Below are 20532 nucleotides of genomic sequence, written 5' to 3'. Positions count from 1 at the left end.
CAAAAAACCTCCGCGGGTGAAATCCAGCAGAGGTTTTTTATCTTTGAGATTCTATTACATATTGAACGGCCGCTTTCACACTAGTAAAGGTTCGGCCTTTGAAATCCATCATAGCCAGTGACTTTGCTAAGCGAGGACTTATTCCGACAATGTAGCATTGGGTGCCAATCAAGCGGAGTGATCGGGATATTTTATAAATTGTTTCCACACTGTCTTCCGTTAAATCCGGCACACCGCTCACATCAAGCAGAAAATATTCAGCCTGGTTTTTGGCGGAAACCTCAAGGACTGTTTTCAGTAAATATTCAGACCGTTCCATATCCAGTTCCCCAATGATGGGGATGGCATAAATGGAATCCCATATATTTAAGATAGGTACTGAAAGTTCTTTGATCAACTGGTCTTTTTGCTGCTGTTCATTGTGCTGTTCTGTTATATCAAGAAGCATTAGAAGGTAAGCTTTCTTGACGCCATTTCGGTCCACGATTGGAGTAATAACTGTTTCAGCTATAAATCTATTTTTTATATTAATTTTCGTACGATGGGTCGAAGAAAGATCCTTCATGATCCGCCTGCTTTTATCGGGATAATCGTGGAAAAAATCCATATTCTGACCGATCAATGAGGACGCATCCTTGAAGCCGTACAAAGGGGCCACAATGTTCATGGTAGTAATTGCTTTAGGATTCATCCAGATTACATTATAGGAAAGATCAGCAAGTAGAACTGTTTCATCAATACTGGTAAATACTTCGTATGCATCAATCAATCCTGGTATAGATCCTAAAGTCTGCACGTTGGTAGACCTCCTCATAATAATAAATGAAAAGGGAGGATAGTTCCTCCCTGCCCGAATGGGTTGAGAAAATTATACCATAAATTCACTTTTTCGTACGAATATTGTGCCAGTTAGAAAGCCATTATAATCAGATAACAATACCTTCTTAAAGTTATATTAAACTACCAATTATTTTGAAATACACTCTTAAAAATTATCATAATATCAGATCGTAGTGTTATGCTAGAATAGGTTTGATATCGATCAAAAATGAGGTGCTAAAATGAATACATTTTTACAATATAATCCGACGAAATTATATTTCGGTAAAGGGGAGGTTCTAAAGCTTTCCGCTGTTTTAGAAAAAGGGCTGAAGGTGCTGGTGGTGTACGGGGGCGGAAGCATTAAGCGCAATGGCGTTTATGGTGACGTTATGACAGAACTCGGCAAAATTGATGCCAAAGTATTTGAGTTATCAGGTGTTGAACCGAATCCGCGTCTTTCAACCGTTCATAGAGGAGTCGACATCTGTAAAACAGAAGGCATTGATTTCTTATTGGCCGTTGGGGGAGGCAGCGTAATTGACTGCACGAAAGCGATCTCAGCAGGAGCAAAATATGATGGAGACGCGTGGGATCTGATTACGAGAAAAGCTCCGATTACTGATGTGCTTCCGTTTGGAACGGTTCTGACACTTGCTGCGACTGGTTCAGAGATGAATGATGTTTCTGTTATTACGAACTGGGAAACAAAAGACAAATTAGGCTGGGGATCTCCGCTAGTATTCCCTGCGTTCTCCATCCTTGATCCAAGCTACACGTTCTCTGTACCTCGTGATCAGACAGTATACGGAATTGTAGACAGCATGTCTCATGCATTGGAATCTTACTTCCACCGTACGGAAAATACACCGATGATTGATGGATTCATCGAATCTCTGCTTCGAACAGCGATCCAAACAGGACCAAAACTTTTGGAAGACTTGAACTCATTTAAGCATAGAGAAACGATGATGTACATCAGTACAACTGCTTTTAACGGTTCTCTTGCAAATGGAACGGATGGCGGAGACTGGGCAACACACAGGATCGAGCATGCGATTTCTGCAATCTATGATATTCCGCATGGCGGGGGCCTTGCGATTCTTTTCCCGAACTGGCTAGAGCATGTGCTGGAAGAAGATCCTTCCCGTATCAAGCAGCTCGCTGTAAATGTATTCGGCATTTCTCCTGAAGGCAAGGATGATAAAGAAGTTGCTAAAGAAGGAGCTAAAGCTCTTCGTGACTTCTGGAGTTCATTAGGTGCACCAAGCACACTGCGCGATTATGATATTGACGACAGCGAATTTGATGCAATGGTAGAGAAAACATTTATCAAGCCAGGTGTTGGCGTGTATAAAGAAATGGATCGTGAAAGTGTAAGAGATATATTGAAACGCTCTTTATAATAGGAAGTTTTGGTTATAAAATTTAAGAAAAGTACCAAAAAGAATAGAGTCTTATAAAATGAGAGGGGCTGATTCCTATCAACAATTGGGAATCAGCTCCTTTTTGTTATAGATTAGGGAGTTTATCAGCGGCAATCGCTAATATATCAGCGGCAAACAGGAATTTATCAGCGGTTCGCAGCAATAGATCAGCGGCAAACAGGAATACATCAGCGATCCGCAGCAATAGATCAATACCTAAGGTCTCTCCGGATGAATCGATTTTCGATTCTAAAAGTGGAAATTAAGTTATAAGAATTTTGAAAATAATGTATAATGAAACGTAATTAAACTGAAGGAGGAAATAAAATGAAAAACAAAATGATGATCATCGGACCACAATATAAGGGGTGCACTCATTTAGCTTAACCAAAGTGAGCTTCCCCTTATATGAAAGCTTTTACGAACGCTAACATAAAGGGGTAAATGTATGGATTTCCGATTTAACAAATTTTTTTCTTATTATAAGCCTTATTTAAACCTGTTTTTTGCTGTAATGGGAAGCACGCTGGTCGTTTCGGCCATTTCCTTGCTTTATCCGTTATTGACAAGATATATAACAAAGGACCTTTTAGAAGGAAATCTTTCGAATGCCCTTAGCCAGATTTATTGGATAGGTGCACTCATGCTCGGGTTAGTGGCGGTACAAACGTTTTGCCATTTTTTTGTTGATTATCATGGCCACCGGATGGGTGCCATGATGGAAAGCGATATGCGGAAAGAGTTATTTGATCATTATCAGACTTTATCGTTCCGTTTTTATGATGAGCAAAAAACGGGGCAGTTAATGTCCAGGATTACGAACGACTTGTTTTTATTGTCAGAGCTGTATCACCATGGCCCTGAAGATTACTTCAAATATTCCATCAGATTCATCGGTGCGTTTATTATCCTGATAACAATCAATGTTCAGCTAACCTTGGCCGTGTTTATCTTTTTGCCGATCATGGCCGTGTACACGCACTATTTTAATAAAAGGATGAACAGGGCTTATAAAAGAAATAAGCAAAGAATTAGTGATATCAACGCCCAGGTGGAAGATAGCCTTTCAGGAATAAGAGTGGTAAAGTCATTTGCAAACGAGGAAATGGAAAAAGAGAAATTTGCTTATGAAAATAACCGTTTTCTTGATAGCAGAAAAGACATCTATATAAACGAAGCATACTTTTCGAATGGAATTGAAATGCTGATCCAGCTCATTACCATAGCCGTAATCATAATTGGGGGTGCCAGCATCGTTCATGCTTCTTTGGATTTAGCTGATTTGATAACGTTTTTGCTGTATGTCGGTTATCTCATTGAGCCAATCCAGAAGCTGACCCATGTCACAACACAGTACCAAGAAGGCATCACAGGTTTTGAACGATTTATGGAAATTTTAGAAATAGAGCCGGATATTCAAGATTCATCAGATGCTATTGAATTAGAAGATGTAAAAGGGAATGTAGACTTTAAAAATGTGGATTTCAGGTATGAAAAGAACCATCAAAATGTGCTGGAAAACCTGTCCCTTGAGGTGAAGGCAGGTGAATACATCGCATTAGTGGGCCCTTCTGGAGCTGGTAAAACGACGCTATGTTCACTAATCTCCCGATTTTACGACGTAAATGAAGGGGAAATATTGCTTGATGGTGTGAATATCAAGGACATCACCTTACATTCTTTAAGAAAAAATATCGGTGTTGTTCAGCAGGATGTTTATTTGTTTGCCGGAACAGTTCTGGATAATATTCGGTACGGAAATCCGGAGGCATGTACAGAAGAGATAGTAGAAGCAGCTAAGCGCGCCAATGCCCATGAATTTATTTTGAATCTGCAGTATGGGTATGAAACGTATATTGGGCAGCGGGGTGTGAAATTATCCGGGGGGCAAAAGCAGAGACTGAGTATTGCGCGGGTTTTCTTGAAAAATCCGCCTGTCCTCATTTTTGATGAAGCCACCAGTGCTTTGGACAATGAAAGTGAACGAGTTGTGAAAGAATCATTAGAGTCTTTAGCAAAAAATCGAACAACATTTGTTATAGCTCACCGTTTATCAACGATCAGAAATGCCAAACGAATTATTGTACTAACCTCCAAAGGGATTGAGGAACAGGGGGACCATGAAGAATTAACTGCAAGAAACGGCACTTATTCGTATTTATATCACATGCAATTTGAAATGAACGGATAAGTGAAAAGGGAAGGGCACTCAAAAGATGAGTGCCTTTCCTTTTTTGATGTTTTTGACTAATCACTTCAAAATGGATGAATAAATCAATTCCAATGACGGGAATTAGCATGCTCAAATTTTTTAAATCAGTTCGGTATCTTTCCTGTAACACGTTCAAATACGTTCTAAATAAAGTATCCCAAATGTTTGAGCCTTGAACTTGTAAGGGTCTTTTTTGCCTTAGAAATCCGCCCCTTATCTCTGACAGAAGCCCTGTCCTCTCAGACAGAACCTCATAAACTGTATAGAACGTGCATGATCCGTTTCGGGGGAAGCACTATAGAGGAACATTAAAGCTTTTTGCAAAGTAAATGAGTGACTATAGAGGGAGAAGGAAGATTGGTTTCACCATATTTATTAGGAAAAAACCGTTTTATTGGTTTTCAGATAATCATTATGATGTTCGCTAAATAATGATGAATGGCGATAAATAAGCTGAAATGGCTTCTGGTCCAATGGCCTCCGAAATTTGTTCCTGTCTGGGAATGGAGATTATTATCTTGAGACAGCCTATCCCTTATAGGGCAGTGAGGTTTAGGTGAAAACCCTCCATCTTTGCGGGAAAGGCTAATAAAGCAGCTGGTGAAGCAGCTGCAAAGGGAGGAAATCACTTGAAAGGCTCCATATTTGAAAGTAATATCGATGAAGGTTTGGAGGAAAAAATATTCACAAATTTCGAAGGGTCAACAAACGAACAAGATATAAAAGTTAGCATTATTATGCCTTGTTATAATAAATACGAACTCGTATCCTTATCTTTGCATTGTTTGTTAAAACAATCATTTAACCCCAGTTGGTTTGAATTAATACTCATTGACGATTGCTCGGACGATCAGACTCCAAATATCCCCAATGAAATTGATCCTCCATTTAGATTTAAATATATTCGGCCTGCTAAAAACATGGGACGTTCCTGCGCAAGAAACTTAGGGCTTTTTCATGCTTTAGGTGAAGTAATCATTTTTTTGGATGCCGAAATGTTAACGGAACCCGAATTCGTAGAAAATCATTATAAGCACCATGCGATAAATCAGAATGTGGTTGTATGCGGAGCAATGCATAACAGGAGAATTTACACTTATCTTATGAATCCTTTCGACAAACAAATGCTATTCCCTCTAATTACCGAACGCGCAATAGATAATAATCTATTTAAATATGTATCTTTTCCAGATTGGTACGGTTTAAAAGTGCTGAACGAGGGAGTATCTCATTTTGGAAATGATTTAACGGATTTTAGTCTTCCATATATTGCATTTTTATCCGGCAATGTTTCTGTAAGAAAAAATCAGCTGGAAAAGACAGGATTTTTTGATGAATCTTTTAAAGGATGGGGTTCAGAAGATTGGGAATTAGGCTATCGCTTATATAAAAATGGGGCCCGTTTTATTTTAGATCCCTCAACATTTTGCTACCATCAAGAACACCCGGCATCATTAAATAATTTTCCTGAAGCCATGGAGAATTTATGTAAATTTATAAATAAATTCCCTAATATAGATGTGCTGGGCTTGGCCTTAAAATATACTTCCGGGCTTAGTTTTTATCAAATTCATTTGGTTATTACCGAATATAATGAGCTATGCAGCAAATATCCTAATGAGTTTCAGGAATTTAAAGAGACTTTTAAGGTTCTGCTGCTAAAAGCTGTAGAGAATTTAAAAGATAGAAAACTATTTGCAACCCTTTATAATAAAGATAAGGATAAGGAATTTTCAGATCAAGAATTGAAAAAGCAATTAGAAGATGTAAAGGCAGAACGGTGGGATGATCTTGCGAATGCATTCGAGGATCTTTATTATTAGCTTAATATCTTAATTTTTACCAATGATAAAATCACTCAAAAAAGAGTCTCCAAACAGGATGACTCTTTTTTAAAGGCTCTTTTCTTAAACTTTGTTGCTCATGAGCCTAAATTACGGTTACGGTTATTACGGTTAACAAACCATCGGCAAGGCAATATTCTTTAAGAAAAGATTCCCCGAAGCTTGGCTGAATGCCTGATAAGAGCTTGTGCAAAAAGCAACAATCCTTGTGAAAACAGCCTTTTTAAATGAAGATTATGGTTATCATTAATCTCTTAACTGTCTAGTTATTGATCAAGTCTGTCCCATATGAATTATCAATTGCGCAAAGCCATTTACCTTTCGAATTTTTCTTAAAGACATAGGTTGCTCTTCTACCCATTGTATACTCAGAATCCACTTTACTGGTATCTAGGAGTGTTTGGGAAATGACTAACGCTGTATCGCCAGCTTCTAAAATAATCATTTCACCCTGTGTTGGAACGAGACTATTATTAAAATATTTTGCAATGGCTATGAATGCGTTTTTGATTTCTTCTTTACCCCGCGCCGTTTTTCCAGGCTTTACAACCAGAACGGCATCATTCGTATAATAATTCAGCAGAGTATCAAAATCTTCACGCTTTATTGCATCGTCACACTTCTTAATAATCTCTTTTAATTCGTGTTCCATTCGATATCTCCCTCCTTTTAGCTAACCTAATTATAGCAGGCTGTTTCCTAAAAAAGCAGTTTCAGTTTTCTCTATTAAAATCCCGTACAAGTATAAAAATGTACTGAAAAGATTTCAGTCAAACCTTCATGAAACAGCAGAATCCCTCTTTACTGGTAACCCTCTTATTGACAATAGATATAATCCATGATAAATTTATTTTGAATTAAAGATATATTAATTAAAGATAAATTATTAGAGAAAATAAAAATAGATCATAAAAACTGGAGGAATGCAGAGTGAACCATTTAAAAGGAATCCACCATGTAACAGCGATTACAAGCAGTGCGGAAAAAAACTATGAGTTTTTCACCTATGTATTGGGAATGCGCCTTGTTAAGAAAACCGTTAACCAGGATGATATCCAGACGTATCATTTGTTCTTTGCAGATGATGTAGGAGGACCTGGTACAGATATGACGTTCTTTGATTTTCCTGGTATTCCAAAAGGGAAACATGGAACAAATGAAATTTCCAAAACATCGTTCCGAGTACCGAGCGATGCTGCGATGGACTATTGGGTAAAGCGGTTTGACCGTTTGGAAGTCAAACACACAGGAATTAAAGAGCAATTCGGCAAGAAAACGATTTCCTTTACAGATTTTGATGATCAGCAGTATCAATTAATTTCAGATGAAAACAATCAAGGGGTTGCGTCAGGTAAGCCTTGGCAGGATGGACCGATTCCGCTTGAATTTGCGATTACGGGACTTGGCCCGATTTTTGTCCGTATTGCCCAATTTGATTACTTTAAAGAGATGCTTGAAAAAGTGTTGATGTTCAGAGAAATTGCCCAAGAAGGATCGTTCCACTTATTTGAGGTTGGCGAAGGCGGAAACGGGGCGCAGGTTGTTGTGGAATACAATACCATTTTGCCTCAGGCTGTTCAGGGCATTGGTACAGTCCACCATTCGGCATTCCGTGTGGAAGACCGGACCGTGCTTGAAGAATGGATTAAACGGATGGAAAGCTTCGGTTTCCAAACGTCCGGCTATGTAGATCGTCACTTCTTCGAATCGCTTTATGCGAGAGTGGCTCCGCAAATCCTGTTTGAGTTTGCGACAGATGGTCCTGGATTCATGGGAGACGAGCCATATGAAACACTTGGTGAAAAATTATCCCTGCCGCCATTTTTAGAAAATAAGCGCGAGCAGATTGAAAGCATGGTCCGCCCGATCGATACAGTAAGAAGCGATAAGGAATTTGTGAAAGAATAATCAATCTCTGCAAAATGCTTAGATGATGGTAAAAGGGATAAATCACAGCTCTGGAATCTTTCCAGGGCCTTTTTTGTAATCAAACGGCCTTCATCGAGTTTTTTCTTTTATATTCTAGCCCCATTAGCTCTTACTCGCTCCAGTAGGCTTGGTATGTCCCGTCGGTTCAGGAGGTCCAGTAGGCCCGGTCTGTCCCGTCGGCCCAGTAACATTGCCAGGTGAAATTTGTGAAACTTGTTTTAACTTGTTATCCAGCAGCAATTTTCTCTTTTTATTGTCATTGACAGGACATCTTGGACACTCGCATTTACTTTCTGGATATCTCCAGGGAAGCAGCTGGACTTAACCCGGGAATAGTCCCTAATGCATATTGGATTTTTTCACCTTCTGCATTAATTATATGAGCAAGCCCTAACTCTTCCATGGCTATAGATGCTAAAAGTAAGTTAATAACATCATCCCTTGTAATGGTTATAGAGGGTGTAATATTGGGAAGATCGGGTTGAGTCATTCCATTTCTCCTTTCCTTTTTTGAAAATCTGAAACAGTATTTGTTACAGTGCAAACAATGTTCCTCCATCTATTCAAGTAAAGAAAAAGAGTATAAGCTAACTATTTTAGAAAATGAGAATTTATCCGCCAAAAAGCGAGATGACAGGTATTCCTTGCTATGTGCATATAGTTAGAAAAGAGGAGGCGAGGATGATGTCTAGAAAGAAGGACAAGGGTAATGAACCTTTAATGTATATCATTGAGCCGCTGATCCATGATAAGCCTGAGCCGCAGCGAAGTATTCTTATCAAAAAAAAACCAAAACAGAACCAAACGGAAGAAAAACAATGGAACGAATTTGAGGGTTATCAAATGGCGGAAGGTAAAACAATAATGGGGCTGCAGAAAGGAATGGTTGTTTTACTAAACTTAAAAGAGACGGAACATCCTATGGATGTCCAACCCCACATGCATCAAACAGATAATAAAGAAAGTAATCCGGACAATAATGAAGACCTAAAGAAATATAATATAAAAATAAAAAGTACAGAAAACAGAGGGAAGGAGAAGTTTCAAAAAACTGATGATTTGAATACCATGGAACAGCGTAAGTTAAATAACCATACGGGGAAGCAAAACAATTTGGAGGCTGCCGGAATGGAAAATAAAATACAAAGTAAAAGCGTCATTCAAACTCCTCAGAATAAAGGACTAGAAAGTCAGAGAAGATTCGAAGATATAGAAGCAGACCCCTTTAATCCGATGATTGGTGTTAATGGTCTTTTTGCTCTTTCAATCCTGCCATTCACCTCGGAAAAGGAAATGTCTCAAAGGGAGGCGGAATATTCAACTGAAGAAAATACAGGAAATAGAATAATAACTGAACTATTCGATGAGAGAAAAGAACTAATTGAATCGGGAATCAAGGGCTTAGATGCAACGGAGATTATCCTGGGGCCAGAAAAAGAAGAGATTATAAATCCAACGTTCGAGGATTCTGAAGTACTTAAGCTACAGCAAAGCCAAAGCGAAAAAGAAGTCACTAACGAGGAAATCATAATTACTGATGAAAAGGCTTTGTCCAAAAAAGGAACAGAATCTTACACTGAATCAAATAAAGAACAATTCGAAGAAAGAGAGAAAATAATTGATCCCGAAAACAACCGTTTTGATTTGCTGAACCTTGAACAAGAAAAAGATGAAGGCATGAATCAAGAGCCGAAAGAACCCAAGGACAATTCAGAAAAGGAAATGTCTAAAAGGGAGGCGGAATATTCAGCTGGAGAAATTATAGAAAATACAATAATAGCAGAATTATTCGAGGAGAGAAAAGAAGTAATTGAATCGGGAATCAAGGGCTTAGATTCAACGGGAATTATCCTGGAGCCAGAAAAAGAAGGGGTTATAAATCCAGCGTTCGAGAATTCTGATGCTTCAGAAGCACTTAAGTTTCAGCAAAGCCAAAGTGAAGAGGCAGTCATTAATGAGGAAATAAAAATTACTGGAGAAAAGGCTTTGTCCAATAAAGGAACAGAAGCTTACACTGAATCAAATAAAGAACAATTCGAAGAAAGAGAGAAAATAATTGAGCCCGAAAACAACCGTTTTGATTTGCTGAACCTTGAACAAGAAAAAGATGAAGGCATGAATCAAGAGCCGAAAGAACCCAAGGACAATTCAGAAAAGGAAATGTCTAAAAGGGAGGCGGAATATTCAGCTGGAGAAATTATAGAAAATACAATAATAGCAGAATTATTCGAGGAGAGAAAAGAAGTAATTGAATCGGGAATCAAGGGCTTAGATTCAACGGGAATTATCCTGGAGCCAGAAAAAGAAGGGGTTATAAATCCAGCGTTCGAGAATTCTGATGCTTCAGAAGCACTTAAGTTTCAGCAAAGCCAAAGTGAAGAGGCAGTCATTAATGAGGAAATAAAAATTACTGGAGAAAAGGCTTTGTCCAATAAAGGAACAGAAGCTTACACTGAATCAAATAAAGAACAATTCGAAGAAAGAGAGAAAAAAATTGATCCCGTAAACAACCGTTTTGATTTGCTGAACTTTGAGCAAGAAAAAGATGAAGGCATGAATCAAGAGCCGAAAGAACCCAAGGACAATTTGGAAAAGGAAATGTCTCAAAGGGAGGCGGAATATTCAGCTGGAGAAATTATAGAAAATACAATAATAGCAGAATTATTCGAGGAGAGAAAAGAAGTAATTGAATTGGAATTCAAGGGCTTTGATTTAACGGAAATTAACCTTGAGCCAGCAAGAGAAGAGGTTATAAATCCAGCGCTCGAGGAAGCTGAAGTACTTAAGCTACAGCAAAGCCAAAGCGAAAAAGAAGTCACTAACGAGGAAATCATAATTACTGAAGAAAAGACTTTGTCCAAAAAAGGAACAGAATCTTACACTGAATCAAATAAAGAACAATTCGAAGAAAGAGAGAAAATAATTGATCCTGTAAACAACCGTTTTGATTTACTGAACCTTGAGCAAGAAAAAGATGAAGGCATGAATCAAGGGCTGAAAGAACCCAAGGACAATTCTGAAAAGGAAATGTCTAAAAGGGAGGCGGGATATTCAGCTGAAGAAAATACAGGAAATACAATAATAACTGAACTATTCGAGGAGAAAGAACTAATTGAATCGGGAATCAAGGGCTTAGATTCAACGGAGCCAGCAAGAGAAGAGGTTACAAATCCAGCGCTCGAGAATTCTGATGCTCCAGAAGTACTTAATCTTCAGCAAAGCCAATGTGAAGAGGCAGTCACTAATGAGGAAATAAAAATTACTGGAGAAGAGGCTTTGCCCCAAAAAGGAACAGAATCTTACAGTGAATCACATATAGAACAATTTGAAGAAAGGGAGAAAATAATAGAACCCGTAAACAACCGTTTTGATTTGCCGAAAGAACCCAAGGACAATTTGGAAAAGGAAATGTCTAAAAGGGAGGCGGAATATTCAGCTGAAGAAATTATAGAAAATACAATAATAGCTGAATTATTCGAGGAGAGAAAAGAAGTAATTCAATCGGGAATTAAGGGCTTAGATTCAACGGGAATTATCCTGGAGCCAGAAAAAGAAGGGGTTATAAATCCAGCGCTCGAGAATTCTAATGCTGCAGAAGCACTTAAGTTTCAGCAAAGCCAAAGCAAAAAAGAAGTCACTAACGAGGAAATAATAATTACTGAAGAAAAGGCTTTGTCCAAAAAAGGAACAGAATCTTACACTGAATCAAATAAAGAACAATTCGAAGAAAGAGAGAAAATAATTGATCCCGTAAACAACTGTTTTGCTTTGCTTTACCTTGAGCCAGAAAAAGATGAGGGCATAAATCAAGAGCCGCAAGAATCCAAGGAGGCATTTAAGGCTCAGCAGGGACAAAACGAAGAAACAGCCATGTACATGGAAATGGCAAAGAAACACTCCCCCTCAGAAATGAATGAAGCAATCGAATTCCTTGAAGATTTACACTTATTACAAGGGGCAGAATCTCCTAATCAATTAAAAGTGGATGGCTATTTTCAAGAAGAAGTAACAGCAGAAGAAACAGACTTGAAAAATTTTGAAATTACTACCGGAAATTCAGAATCAGAAAATGAAAGATTAGAAGAACAGCCAGCTATTGGCGTGAATATTCAGGTCAAAAAAGAGAAAATCTCATCGGTTAATCACGACAAGGTCTTTCTCCGGACTATTAAAAAAATTCGGAATGAACCATTTAAGAGCATGAGTATCAGCGAAAAAATTGAATTTTTAGCAAAGCTGCCAGCAAACATTATCAGGGTTATCGTGGAAGTGAAAACGGATAAACGATGCTACTTCGGATTAATTCGTTCATTTTCCAAGGAAGAGGAATCCCTTACGTTGCTGAATACGAACCTGTTGCAATTTCATGAAATTAAAATGAAAGACATCGAGAGACTAAAAATTATCAGTCTTTGATTTATACGACAAGGTGGGAATCCAGATATTGAACTCCCCCAAACACTTTCGTGTTCATTTCTATCCAGCAGGCTGTTTTTTTCAGCTTGGATACATCATAAATATCTGTTGGAAATAAGTGATCGTAATGGGGCATTAACAGACTAAGCGTCACAAAAGCTGGTTCATTTATTTCTTCCAGACGAAAAAAGGGAGTGGTAAAATTACTGCTTCCTTTTTGTCTTCCAATATTTCCTGTCGATTGAAAGACTTGTCCGTTAGTTAAGTAAAACAAAAGCGGTATTGTGTCTTTAATCTTTTCGGTTATAAATAATTTCTGAATAGGATCAGGTTCTTCAATTGATCCTTGGACTGTATGAATTTGCTTCAGTCTATGTAAAAGGGAATGTCTGCCCATCTGTAAGATCCTTCTCTCCTTCGAAGTCCTTTATAAACCATATGCAACTTGTCCCCATTTATGAATTAAAGATGAAAATGTTTGCTTCTTACAGAAATCTATTTCTATAACTCTATCAAAAAAAAGCAGACAGTTAGTATAAACTGCCTGCAAAATTTTGCTCTGTTTGACGAAGTAAACTAGATTAAGAAGCAGGGCAAATGCTTGCAGCCGGCAAGCAGGAAACGCCGCAGAAGCATCTTGTGTCAATAGTGATGCAGATACCAGTTCTTGTATATACTGGTGTGTTTACTCCAGTACATGCCTCAAGATTTGCTGGGTTTGGACCAAAAGATAAACCAGTGACACATAGAAGTTCCAGTACAGCACAGCAAGTGTCGGGATCTACTGAAGAAACTCTAAAAAATGAAGCTGTTGCACCGATAAGAGTATTTGGTGTAGCAGGGTTTCTTCTATATCCTTGAGCGATAAAGACAGTACCACAAAATCCTCCCATTTGTGCCGCAGTAGCTGTTAATGGATTAGTTGAGTTGCAAATCAACTGTACAGGGACAGTGTTAAAATTTGTTGGAGCAGTCCCTCCCATTAATTCACGAACAGATTCAGAACAGCTGCTAATACAATCCTGTGTATTGTCTTGCTGAGCATCAGCAATCGCTGCAAGTGTGTCACACACGCAGCTGCCAGTTTGAAAATCACTTCCACAACTCATTAAATCTTCCTCCTATTTATTTCAATTGACTATTGTCAGTTACATAGTATGAAGATGCATACTATTGGTGTGGGAGGATAACTTTGTTTTCTGAAAAATGGACAAAATATGGGTAAGTTTAAATAGTTTATTTATGAAATCACGTATTTTTGTAGACTTTGTCTGATAGGAAAAGAATAAAAAACTGCAAGGATAGGGATAGGTTTATCACTGCCGTTAATGGAAAAAATAGATTTGCCTAACAATCGCTGGACCATAGAATTTTCAGCCCTCTAAGCACGGATCACAATACTCTATACAATTATCATTAAGACAATTGAGCGGGCCCTGGGCTCGCTCTTTTTTTCAGCTTATTAAGAATGGGCTTTCCTCCAATGAACTCTGACTAGTCCGCTGACATACTCTGATTGGGAATAAACCAAATTGGTCTTTTTCACCAGCTTTATGTCCATCAGACAATTAGAAAAAAATTAAAAATATGGAGGTTATGAGGAATGTATAATTATCAGAATGATTTACAGTCTTTGCAGCTTGGAGATTACCATGCAAGTCAGCTTTCTGCATGGGGCGGGCAAGGCAATGACGATGATTCCCGTTTCTTGCTCGGCGGCTTATTCCGCTGCTTCGGATTCGGCGGATGCGGCGGATTCGGTGGATGCGGCGGATGCGGCGGATTCGGTGGATGCGGTGGATGCGGAGGATGCGGCGGATGCGGTGGATGCGGAGGCTGTGGCGGTTTCCGCTGTGGAGGATGCGGCGGATTCCACCGTTGCGGAAGATGCGGCGGCCGCTGCTGGTAAGCTTCTCTTTACTCTTAAAAATATTGAAAACTCCGCGGACCCTCGCGGAGTTTGTTTGACTAAATAAGAAAGTATATCTTTTTTTACTCTGTTTGTGCAATCAATCCAGCTCCAGGCGCTATTCGCTAGAGGTCACAAGCCACTCTGTTTAGAAGGTTAAAAACCAAACCTTCAAGAGAGCTCTTTTATGCTTGTCGCCTAATGCTTTCGCCTTGCGCTTTTTTTACTGGATAAGAAAGTATAAATTTCTACTGAATGAGCTCGGTTTCTAGGGGTTGATTTGTCCAGCTCCAGCTCCAGCGCCTAGCCCGAGTCTTTAGGTCATAAGCCGTTCATCCAGAGAAAGGAAAGACCACCTTTCTCCGGCTGAACGGCTTATGCTTGCCTTAGGCTGTTCAAGGCGCTTGCGCTTTTTTTATTAAGCCCTTAGCTCTGTAAAGCCTCTTTATAACCCGGTCTCTATCCGGCGCATACAGGACAATTTCTCCTACATACATTGAAATGATAAGGCTCTTGAGTGATACGAATTTGATATAAGGAGGAGCAGAATGGCGAATGTAAATCCTTCTATGCGGCTGAAAGTGAACCGGGATACGCTGTATATTCCGGATCCTTCCGGAGGGGTGTATTTTCGGAATAATGGGAGCTCCTTTAAGATGGAGGGCAGCACGATCTCCCAGTGGATTGAGAAGCTGATGCCCCTGTTTAACGGGGAGAGGAGCCTTGATGAGTTAACAAGGGGGCTGACAGCAGATTACAGGGAGCGGGTATTTGAAATCGCCGGCATCCTTTACCAAAATGGGTATATCCGCGATGTTAGTGTTGATCGTCCGCATCGCCTGACAAAACAGGTTCTAAGCAGGTATGGATCGCAGATTGAGTTTCTTGATGTTTTTGGCGGCTCTGGAGGAGCGAGGTTTGAGGAGTACAGGCAGTCACGGGTGCTTGCGGTCGGAGCTGGACCTTTATTTATTTCGCTTGTTTCTTCGCTTCTTGAGTCAGGGCTGCCGAGGTTTCACTATGTGATTACTGATTCCGTGCCCACCGATCGCAGGCGAATGAGTGAGGTTGTGTACGAGGCAGGCAGGTATGATGCAGAAACAGCCGTCGAAGAGTTAACCTTTGAAGATTGGCGAAGTGCTGTTCAGCCGTTTGATGCCATACTTTACGTATCAGAAGAAGGAAATACAGAGGGACTGAAGGCTCTTCATGAAATCTGCAGGGAAGAAGGAAAGATTCTGATACCGGCCCTTTTCCTTGCACAGTCAGGAATGGCAGGGCCGATCCTTTATCCGGGAAGAGAAGGCGACCTCGAATCTGCCCTCCGGACCTTGCATGCAGCTAAAGGAAACATTGAGGCGTCCCGGTCCTCAACCGCTTCAGCGATGCTTGCCAACCTGATTGTATTTGAATGGCTGAAGGAAGTAACAGGGGTAAAAGAAGCTGAACAGAACCGGCAGTTTTATCTGCTGAATCTGGAAACGCTTGAGGGAAGCTGGCAATCCTTCTGGAATCAAACAAGCGATGCAGAGAACGATCGTAACGAAGCTAATTTATTTGATTATTTCAGCCGAATTACAAACCCTGAGACCGGTATTTTTTACAGATGGGAAGAAGGCAGCCTTGAGCAGCTTCCCCTTGCCCAGTGCTGTGTTCAGCCAGTCGGCCCGCACTCAGGAGGGCTGCTTCCGGAAATCATCTGCACGGGCCTGACTCATGAAGAGGCGAGGCGGGAGGCAGGCCTTGCCGGGATTGAAGCGTATGCCGCACAGCTTGCAGGAAATGATTTGGGCATTGGAGCTGGTGAGACTAGGGATGAGGGCATCTGCAGAGGACTTGAAAAAGCACTTGCTAAGGAGCTTGTGAAGGATCATCAGCGGCAGGCTCCTGTCTATCCAGCAGCCCTAAGAGAAGTGACAGATGAACATTGCCGGTACTATTTGCAGGTACTGAAAACATTCGGCAGAGAGCCTGTGATTGCCCTTGGCAGGAAGGTGAACGGCTTTCCGGTTGTCTGGGCAGGACAGGACGGAAGCTGGTCAAGGAGCACTGGCCTGAACCTGACCCTTGCTGTCAGAAAAGCCCTGCAGCAAGCGGTGGAAAAAGTGCAAAACGGATATGAAGAGAGCGGGCTCGCTCAGCCGGTGCTTTTGGAAAACAGCATTCCGCTCAGCATCCCATCGTGGGGTGAAGCGGATACGAACGAAGTGCTTTATCATGCAGAGCAGATACTTGCTGAAGAAGGCCAGAAACTGGCCATCAGCGACCTAACTCCTGATCCGATTTTCAAAAAAGGGCTTGCCGGTATTTACGGCGTCGCCTTAACAGGGGAGGGACGCAAATGAAATCTATTGCTGTGATAGGATCGGGCTCTCTTGCAGATCTCGCCAGGGAAAAATTAGCCTCCCGTTTCAGCCTTGTAAAAGAAGCAGGTGATGCTGATGCCGCTTTGCTCCTTCAGGATAATTGGAACCCATCTTACTATCAAAGCATGCTGAAAGAGCTTGCAGGAATTCCTGTGCTAAACAGCCACCTGTCCTATGGGGAAGGCGTTATTGGCCCGCTGACTGTTCCGGAAAAACAAGGGTGCGCCCAGTGTGCTGAAACGAGAAAATTGATGGCAGGGCGCGACCGGATCCAGATGCAGATTCTTTCTGAAACGCCGACTAAGGAGGCGGATCCTTGGGCGGGTCGAACGGGGATGCTCCAGATGATTCATATAATGGAGGCTGAACTGGATAAACTTTCATCCGGTGAAAAAGCTGTTTCAAATGGAAGCGTAATGCTGCTGAATTTGAGAACCCTGAATGCGTCATGGCATACTTTTCTCCCGGATCCTTTCTGTGCTGTTTGCGGCAGCCTGCCGGATGATTCACCGGAAGCAGCTGTTATTTCGCTACAATCAAGCAGAAAGATCAGCAAAAACAGCTACCGCTGCCGATCGATGGATGAACTCAGCAAAGTGCTTGCAAAGGATTACCTGGATCACAGAACAGGCCTCTTCAATGCAAAAATGCTTGATCTTTCTACCCCTTTTGCAGATGTCAGCGTGAATCTCCCGCTGTTTGGAGGAGATGAGGGGACTGCAGGGAGAACGAATTCCTATAAGATAAGCGAAATGACGGCGATACTTGAGGGGCTCGAAAGGTACTGCGGCCTTTCCCCGCGCGGAAAAAAAACTGTTGTGCATGGAAGCTACAGCAGTTTGAAGGAGAAGGCTCTTAACCCGCTTGCCGTAGGGGTGCATGCTGCAGAGCAATATGAGAAACCGGACTTTCCGTTTCAGCCATTTGATCCTGACCGAAAGATGAAATGGGTTTGGGGATATTCGTTTATGAAAAAAGAGCCGATTCTTGTTCCAGAGCTCCTTGCCTATTACAGTCTGGGCTGCGGGCACAGAGGAGGATATGTTTATGAAACCTCTAACGGCTGTGCGGTAGGCGGGAGTCTTGAAGAAGCCATTTTTCACGGAATCATGGAGGTTGTGGAAAGGGATTCCTTCCTGATGACCTGGTATGCAAAGCTTCCTTTGCAGCGGCTTGATCCGCGCTCTGCAGATGACACTGAATTGAATTTAATGCTTGACAGGCTAAATGCAGCTGCCGGGTATGATCTCTATCTTTATCAGTCGACGATGGAGCATGGAATCCCAAGCATCTGGACGCTGATGAAAAACACAAGAGACAAGGGCCTGCACTTGACCTGTGCAGCAGGAGCCCATCTCGACCCGGTAAAGGCGGTGAAAGGTGCCGTTTTTGAGCTTGCCGGAATGCTGGGCATGCAGGAAGCAAGGCTTGAGGCTAACAAGGAGAAATGCCTGGAAATGCTTGATGATTCTTCGCTTGTTCGCGGCATGGAGGATCATGGCCTTTTGTATGGTTTGCCGGAAGCAGAGGAACGGCTTAGCTTTTTGCTGGATGACAGCCGGCCTTTTCAGACGTTTGAGGAAGCTTTTTCGAAGACGCCTTACAGGACAGATATAAAAGAAGATCTGGAAGACATTCTTCATCGTTTTAAGAAGCTGAATCTCGATGTTATTACGGTTGACCAGACAGCACCAGAACTGAGGAAAAACGGGCTTTATTGTGTCAAAGTGCTGATTCCCGGTATGCTGCCAATGACGTTCGGTCATCACCTCACGCGTGTAACCAATCTTGAGAGGGTGCTGAAGGTGCCGGCAGCACTCGGATACCGGAAAGAGCCGCTCTCACTGGAAGAGCTGAATCCGTACCCGCATCCATTTCCATAAGGGGGTGAAGCGTTGAATCTGGAGAAATTTTTGCATAACCTTCATTTAGACACCGATCAGGCGGCACCTCCTGACTGGGAGCCGGACTGGGAGGATGCGCCTCTTCCTTACAAGCTTTACCGCGGATTGCCCTCCTTTTCTTTTTCGGCGGATGTTCCGCTCTCGCTTCAGAAGCAAACGCAGCTGGCAGTGCCTGATGTAAAGAGAATGGGCGATTTTCTCTGGTATACTTACGGCCTCTCTGCGGTGTCCCAAATACTGTATTCATTTGATGAGTCCGAACAGACAGAAATTCATCAGACACTGCGGAGATATGTGCCTTCTGGAGGAGGGCTGTACCCGAATGAGCTGTATTTGTATTTAAAGCTGAAGGAACTCCCTGCTGGAGTCTATCATTATGACACAGCTCATCACAGGCTCATTTTGTTAAGGGAGGGAAACTATGATTCTTATTTATCCGGCTGCCTCGGGGACCGGTTTGATCTATCTTCAAGCTTTGGCACAGCCATTGTTTCTACGATGTTTTGGAAAAACTTTTTTAAATACAATGAGTTTTCCTACCGTCTTCAGGGGCTTGATGCCGGCGTCCTGCTCGGGCAGATGCAGGAAACAGCAGAATCGTTTGGCTTCTCTGCAGCAGTCACCCATCAGTTCATGGATAGAGCTGTGAATCACCTTCTCGGATTGAATGTAAAAGAAGAGACGGTATACGCAGTTATTCCGCTCTCAGCAGGGAGGGTGAAGAGAAAGCGGGGAAGAGAAGTTTTGGCTGAGGAACTTTGCAGGAAGCTTCCGGTTATCAGGCATGAGCATTACGTACGTTCCAAAAGAGTGCTTCCTTATCCGGCCCTACAGCAAATAAGTGAAGCAGCTGAGATGGACCGCAGCCAATCCTTCAGGGAACTGCAGCCTGAAAAGGACATGAAGCCGGCAGGGCAGGTCATCTTTCTGCCTGGTGCCGGCCGTCTGTCCTATGACCTTGCTGCAGCATGCAGGGAGCGCCATTCTCCAGAAATGGATTTTTGCTTAAGGAAAATCCCTCTTGAGCATGCGGGAAGCCTTCTATATGAAGCAGGTGCTGCTTTCCCTTATCAAAATGATCTGGATCATGCTGATTTCAGCAGGAGAATCTCCATTTATGCCTGCTTTTACAATGTAGATGGCATACCAAATGGCGCCTATGCTTATAACAGCAGGGAACATTCTTTAAGGGGTATTGCGATGGGGGACCACCGCTTCTATCTGCAGGATGCCATGTCTGTTAACAACCTGAACCTCTATCAGGTCCCGATTACCCTGCACCTCGCAGGCGACCGCGAGCACATGATCAATGAACTGGGCTACAGAGGCTACCGTATTCAGCAGATGGAGGCAGGAATGCAGACGCAGAAGATATTGCTTGCTGCAGCTGCAATGGGGATGGGCGGGCATCCGCTGCTTGGATTTGATGTGAATAAATGCGATGAACTGTACGGGCTGAAGCGGGAAGGGAAGACGTGTCTGATCCAAATACCGGTTGGCCCATATCAGAAGAGGGTGTGGCTGAAGGGGAGCCTGAGGGGTTAAAAAGGATTTGGGCATTTTGCTCAACTCCTTTTTTAATGGATTTTTGGCAGTGCGATTCACTAGAAATTTAATAGATTGGTCTCATTACTATTTTTGTCATATATGGTATTATTTTCATAAACACAATCGAAATTTACGTCATTTAGTCTTTTTGAAAGGGG

At 41.7% G+C, this 20532-nt stretch carries 14 protein-coding genes; 9 read left to right on the top strand and 5 right to left on the bottom strand.

The window, feature by feature from the left end; genetic code table 11:
• Nucleotides 1–37: 37 nt before the first annotated feature.
• A complete protein-coding gene (locus tag ACOT8F_RS15880) occupies nt 38–796 on the bottom strand; it encodes an STAS domain-containing protein (RefSeq protein ID WP_421652906.1) in 759 nt (252 codons plus the stop codon).
• Between the two features lie 265 nt (nt 797–1061).
• On the opposite strand from ACOT8F_RS15880, the gene ACOT8F_RS15875 reads away from it, so the two are divergent.
• The 3 genes from ACOT8F_RS15875 (at nt 1062) to ACOT8F_RS15865 (ending at nt 6281) form a co-directional block, all read left to right on the top strand.
• Nucleotides 1062–2225, top strand: a complete 1164-nt coding sequence (locus ACOT8F_RS15875; RefSeq protein ID WP_421652905.1) for an iron-containing alcohol dehydrogenase — start codon at nt 1062–1064, stop codon at nt 2223–2225.
• Between the two features lie 469 nt (nt 2226–2694).
• A complete protein-coding gene (locus ACOT8F_RS15870) occupies nt 2695–4437 on the top strand; it encodes an ABC transporter ATP-binding protein (protein ID WP_421652904.1) in 1743 nt (580 codons plus the stop codon).
• Between the two features lie 650 nt (nt 4438–5087).
• On the top strand, nt 5088–6281 hold the full coding sequence (locus tag ACOT8F_RS15865) for a glycosyltransferase (RefSeq protein ID WP_421652903.1): 1194 nt from the start codon (nt 5088–5090) through the stop codon (nt 6279–6281).
• Between the two features lie 283 nt (nt 6282–6564).
• Here the strand turns inward: ACOT8F_RS15865 and ACOT8F_RS15860 are convergent, their stop codons facing one another.
• Nucleotides 6565–6954, bottom strand: a complete 390-nt coding sequence (locus ACOT8F_RS15860) for a YybH family protein (RefSeq protein ID WP_421652902.1) — start codon at nt 6952–6954, stop codon at nt 6565–6567.
• A gap of 278 nt (nt 6955–7232) precedes the next feature.
• Between ACOT8F_RS15860 and ACOT8F_RS15855 the strand changes: the two genes are divergently transcribed.
• Entirely contained in the window at nt 7233–8210 is a 978-nt protein-coding gene (locus tag ACOT8F_RS15855; protein ID WP_421652901.1) for a ring-cleaving dioxygenase, read from the top strand.
• A gap of 307 nt (nt 8211–8517) precedes the next feature.
• On the opposite strand, the gene ACOT8F_RS15850 is transcribed toward ACOT8F_RS15855, so the two are convergent.
• The gene (locus ACOT8F_RS15850) at nt 8518–8721 is read right to left on the bottom strand and encodes an alpha-helical endospore appendage domain-containing protein (RefSeq protein ID WP_421652900.1); all 204 of its coding nucleotides are present in this window, start codon (nt 8719–8721) and stop codon (nt 8518–8520) included.
• 191 nt (nt 8722–8912) lie between these two features.
• Between ACOT8F_RS15850 and ACOT8F_RS15845 the strand changes: the two genes are divergently transcribed.
• Nucleotides 8913–12647 (top strand): CotO family spore coat protein, encoded by a 3735-nt coding sequence (locus tag ACOT8F_RS15845; protein ID WP_421652899.1) that lies wholly within the window; start codon nt 8913–8915, stop codon nt 12645–12647.
• A 1-nt stretch (nt 12648) separates the two neighbouring features.
• On the opposite strand, the gene ACOT8F_RS15840 is transcribed toward ACOT8F_RS15845, so the two are convergent.
• Entirely contained in the window at nt 12649–13044 is a 396-nt protein-coding gene (locus tag ACOT8F_RS15840; RefSeq protein WP_421652898.1) for a CotY/CotZ family spore coat protein, read from the bottom strand.
• A 184-nt stretch (nt 13045–13228) separates the two neighbouring features.
• Entirely contained in the window at nt 13229–13756 is a 528-nt protein-coding gene (locus ACOT8F_RS15835) for a CotY/CotZ family spore coat protein (protein ID WP_421652897.1), read from the bottom strand.
• A 494-nt stretch (nt 13757–14250) separates the two neighbouring features.
• Between ACOT8F_RS15835 and ACOT8F_RS15830 the strand changes: the two genes are divergently transcribed.
• The 4 genes from ACOT8F_RS15830 to ACOT8F_RS15815 all read left to right on the top strand — a co-directional run bounded on the left by ACOT8F_RS15830 (nt 14251) and on the right by ACOT8F_RS15815 (nt 20371).
• Complete coding sequence (locus ACOT8F_RS15830; protein ID WP_421652896.1) at nt 14251–14556, top strand: heterocycloanthracin/sonorensin family bacteriocin; 306 nt, start codon at nt 14251–14253, stop codon at nt 14554–14556.
• 548 nt (nt 14557–15104) lie between these two features.
• Nucleotides 15105–16901: a putative thiazole-containing bacteriocin maturation protein gene (locus ACOT8F_RS15825; RefSeq protein ID WP_421652895.1), complete on the top strand. Its 1797-nt coding sequence runs from the start codon at nt 15105–15107 to the stop codon at nt 16899–16901.
• A complete protein-coding gene (locus tag ACOT8F_RS15820) occupies nt 16898–18805 on the top strand; it encodes a TOMM precursor leader peptide-binding protein (RefSeq protein ID WP_421652894.1) in 1908 nt (635 codons plus the stop codon). Before ACOT8F_RS15825 ends, ACOT8F_RS15820 begins: the two co-directional genes overlap by 4 nt.
• Nucleotides 18806–18817: 12 nt before the next feature.
• The gene (locus ACOT8F_RS15815) at nt 18818–20371 is read left to right on the top strand and encodes a SagB family peptide dehydrogenase (RefSeq protein ID WP_421652893.1); all 1554 of its coding nucleotides are present in this window, start codon (nt 18818–18820) and stop codon (nt 20369–20371) included.
• The last annotated feature ends 161 nt before the right edge of the window (nt 20372–20532 follow it).

This window comes from Chryseobacillus diguaensis, from assembly GCF_049220665.1.
Lineage (GTDB): Bacteria > Bacillota > Bacilli > Bacillales > Bacillaceae > Metabacillus_B.
Note: the sequence above shows the minus strand (reverse complement) of the source record. Positions and strands in the feature narration are given on the sequence as shown.

Excerpts from the sequence above, each read along its gene's own strand:
- ACOT8F_RS15860 (WP_421652902.1), bottom strand. The coding sequence starts at position 6,954 with ATGGAACACGAATTAAAAGAGATTATTAAGAAGTGTGACGATGCAATA.
- ACOT8F_RS15850 (WP_421652900.1), bottom strand. The coding sequence starts at position 8,721 with ATGACTCAACCCGATCTTCCCAATATTACACCCTCTATAACCATTACA.
- ACOT8F_RS15875 (WP_421652905.1), top strand. The coding sequence starts at position 1,062 with ATGAATACATTTTTACAATATAATCCGACGAAATTATATTTCGGTAAA.
- ACOT8F_RS15845 (WP_421652899.1), top strand. The coding sequence starts at position 8,913 with ATGATGTCTAGAAAGAAGGACAAGGGTAATGAACCTTTAATGTATATC.
- ACOT8F_RS15840 (WP_421652898.1), bottom strand. The coding sequence starts at position 13,044 with ATGGGCAGACATTCCCTTTTACATAGACTGAAGCAAATTCATACAGTC.
- ACOT8F_RS15870 (WP_421652904.1), top strand. The coding sequence starts at position 2,695 with ATGGATTTCCGATTTAACAAATTTTTTTCTTATTATAAGCCTTATTTA.
- ACOT8F_RS15835 (WP_421652897.1), bottom strand. The coding sequence starts at position 13,756 with ATGAGTTGTGGAAGTGATTTTCAAACTGGCAGCTGCGTGTGTGACACA.
- ACOT8F_RS15830 (WP_421652896.1), top strand. The coding sequence starts at position 14,251 with ATGTATAATTATCAGAATGATTTACAGTCTTTGCAGCTTGGAGATTAC.
- ACOT8F_RS15825 (WP_421652895.1), top strand. The coding sequence starts at position 15,105 with ATGGCGAATGTAAATCCTTCTATGCGGCTGAAAGTGAACCGGGATACG.
- ACOT8F_RS15820 (WP_421652894.1), top strand. The coding sequence starts at position 16,898 with ATGAAATCTATTGCTGTGATAGGATCGGGCTCTCTTGCAGATCTCGCC.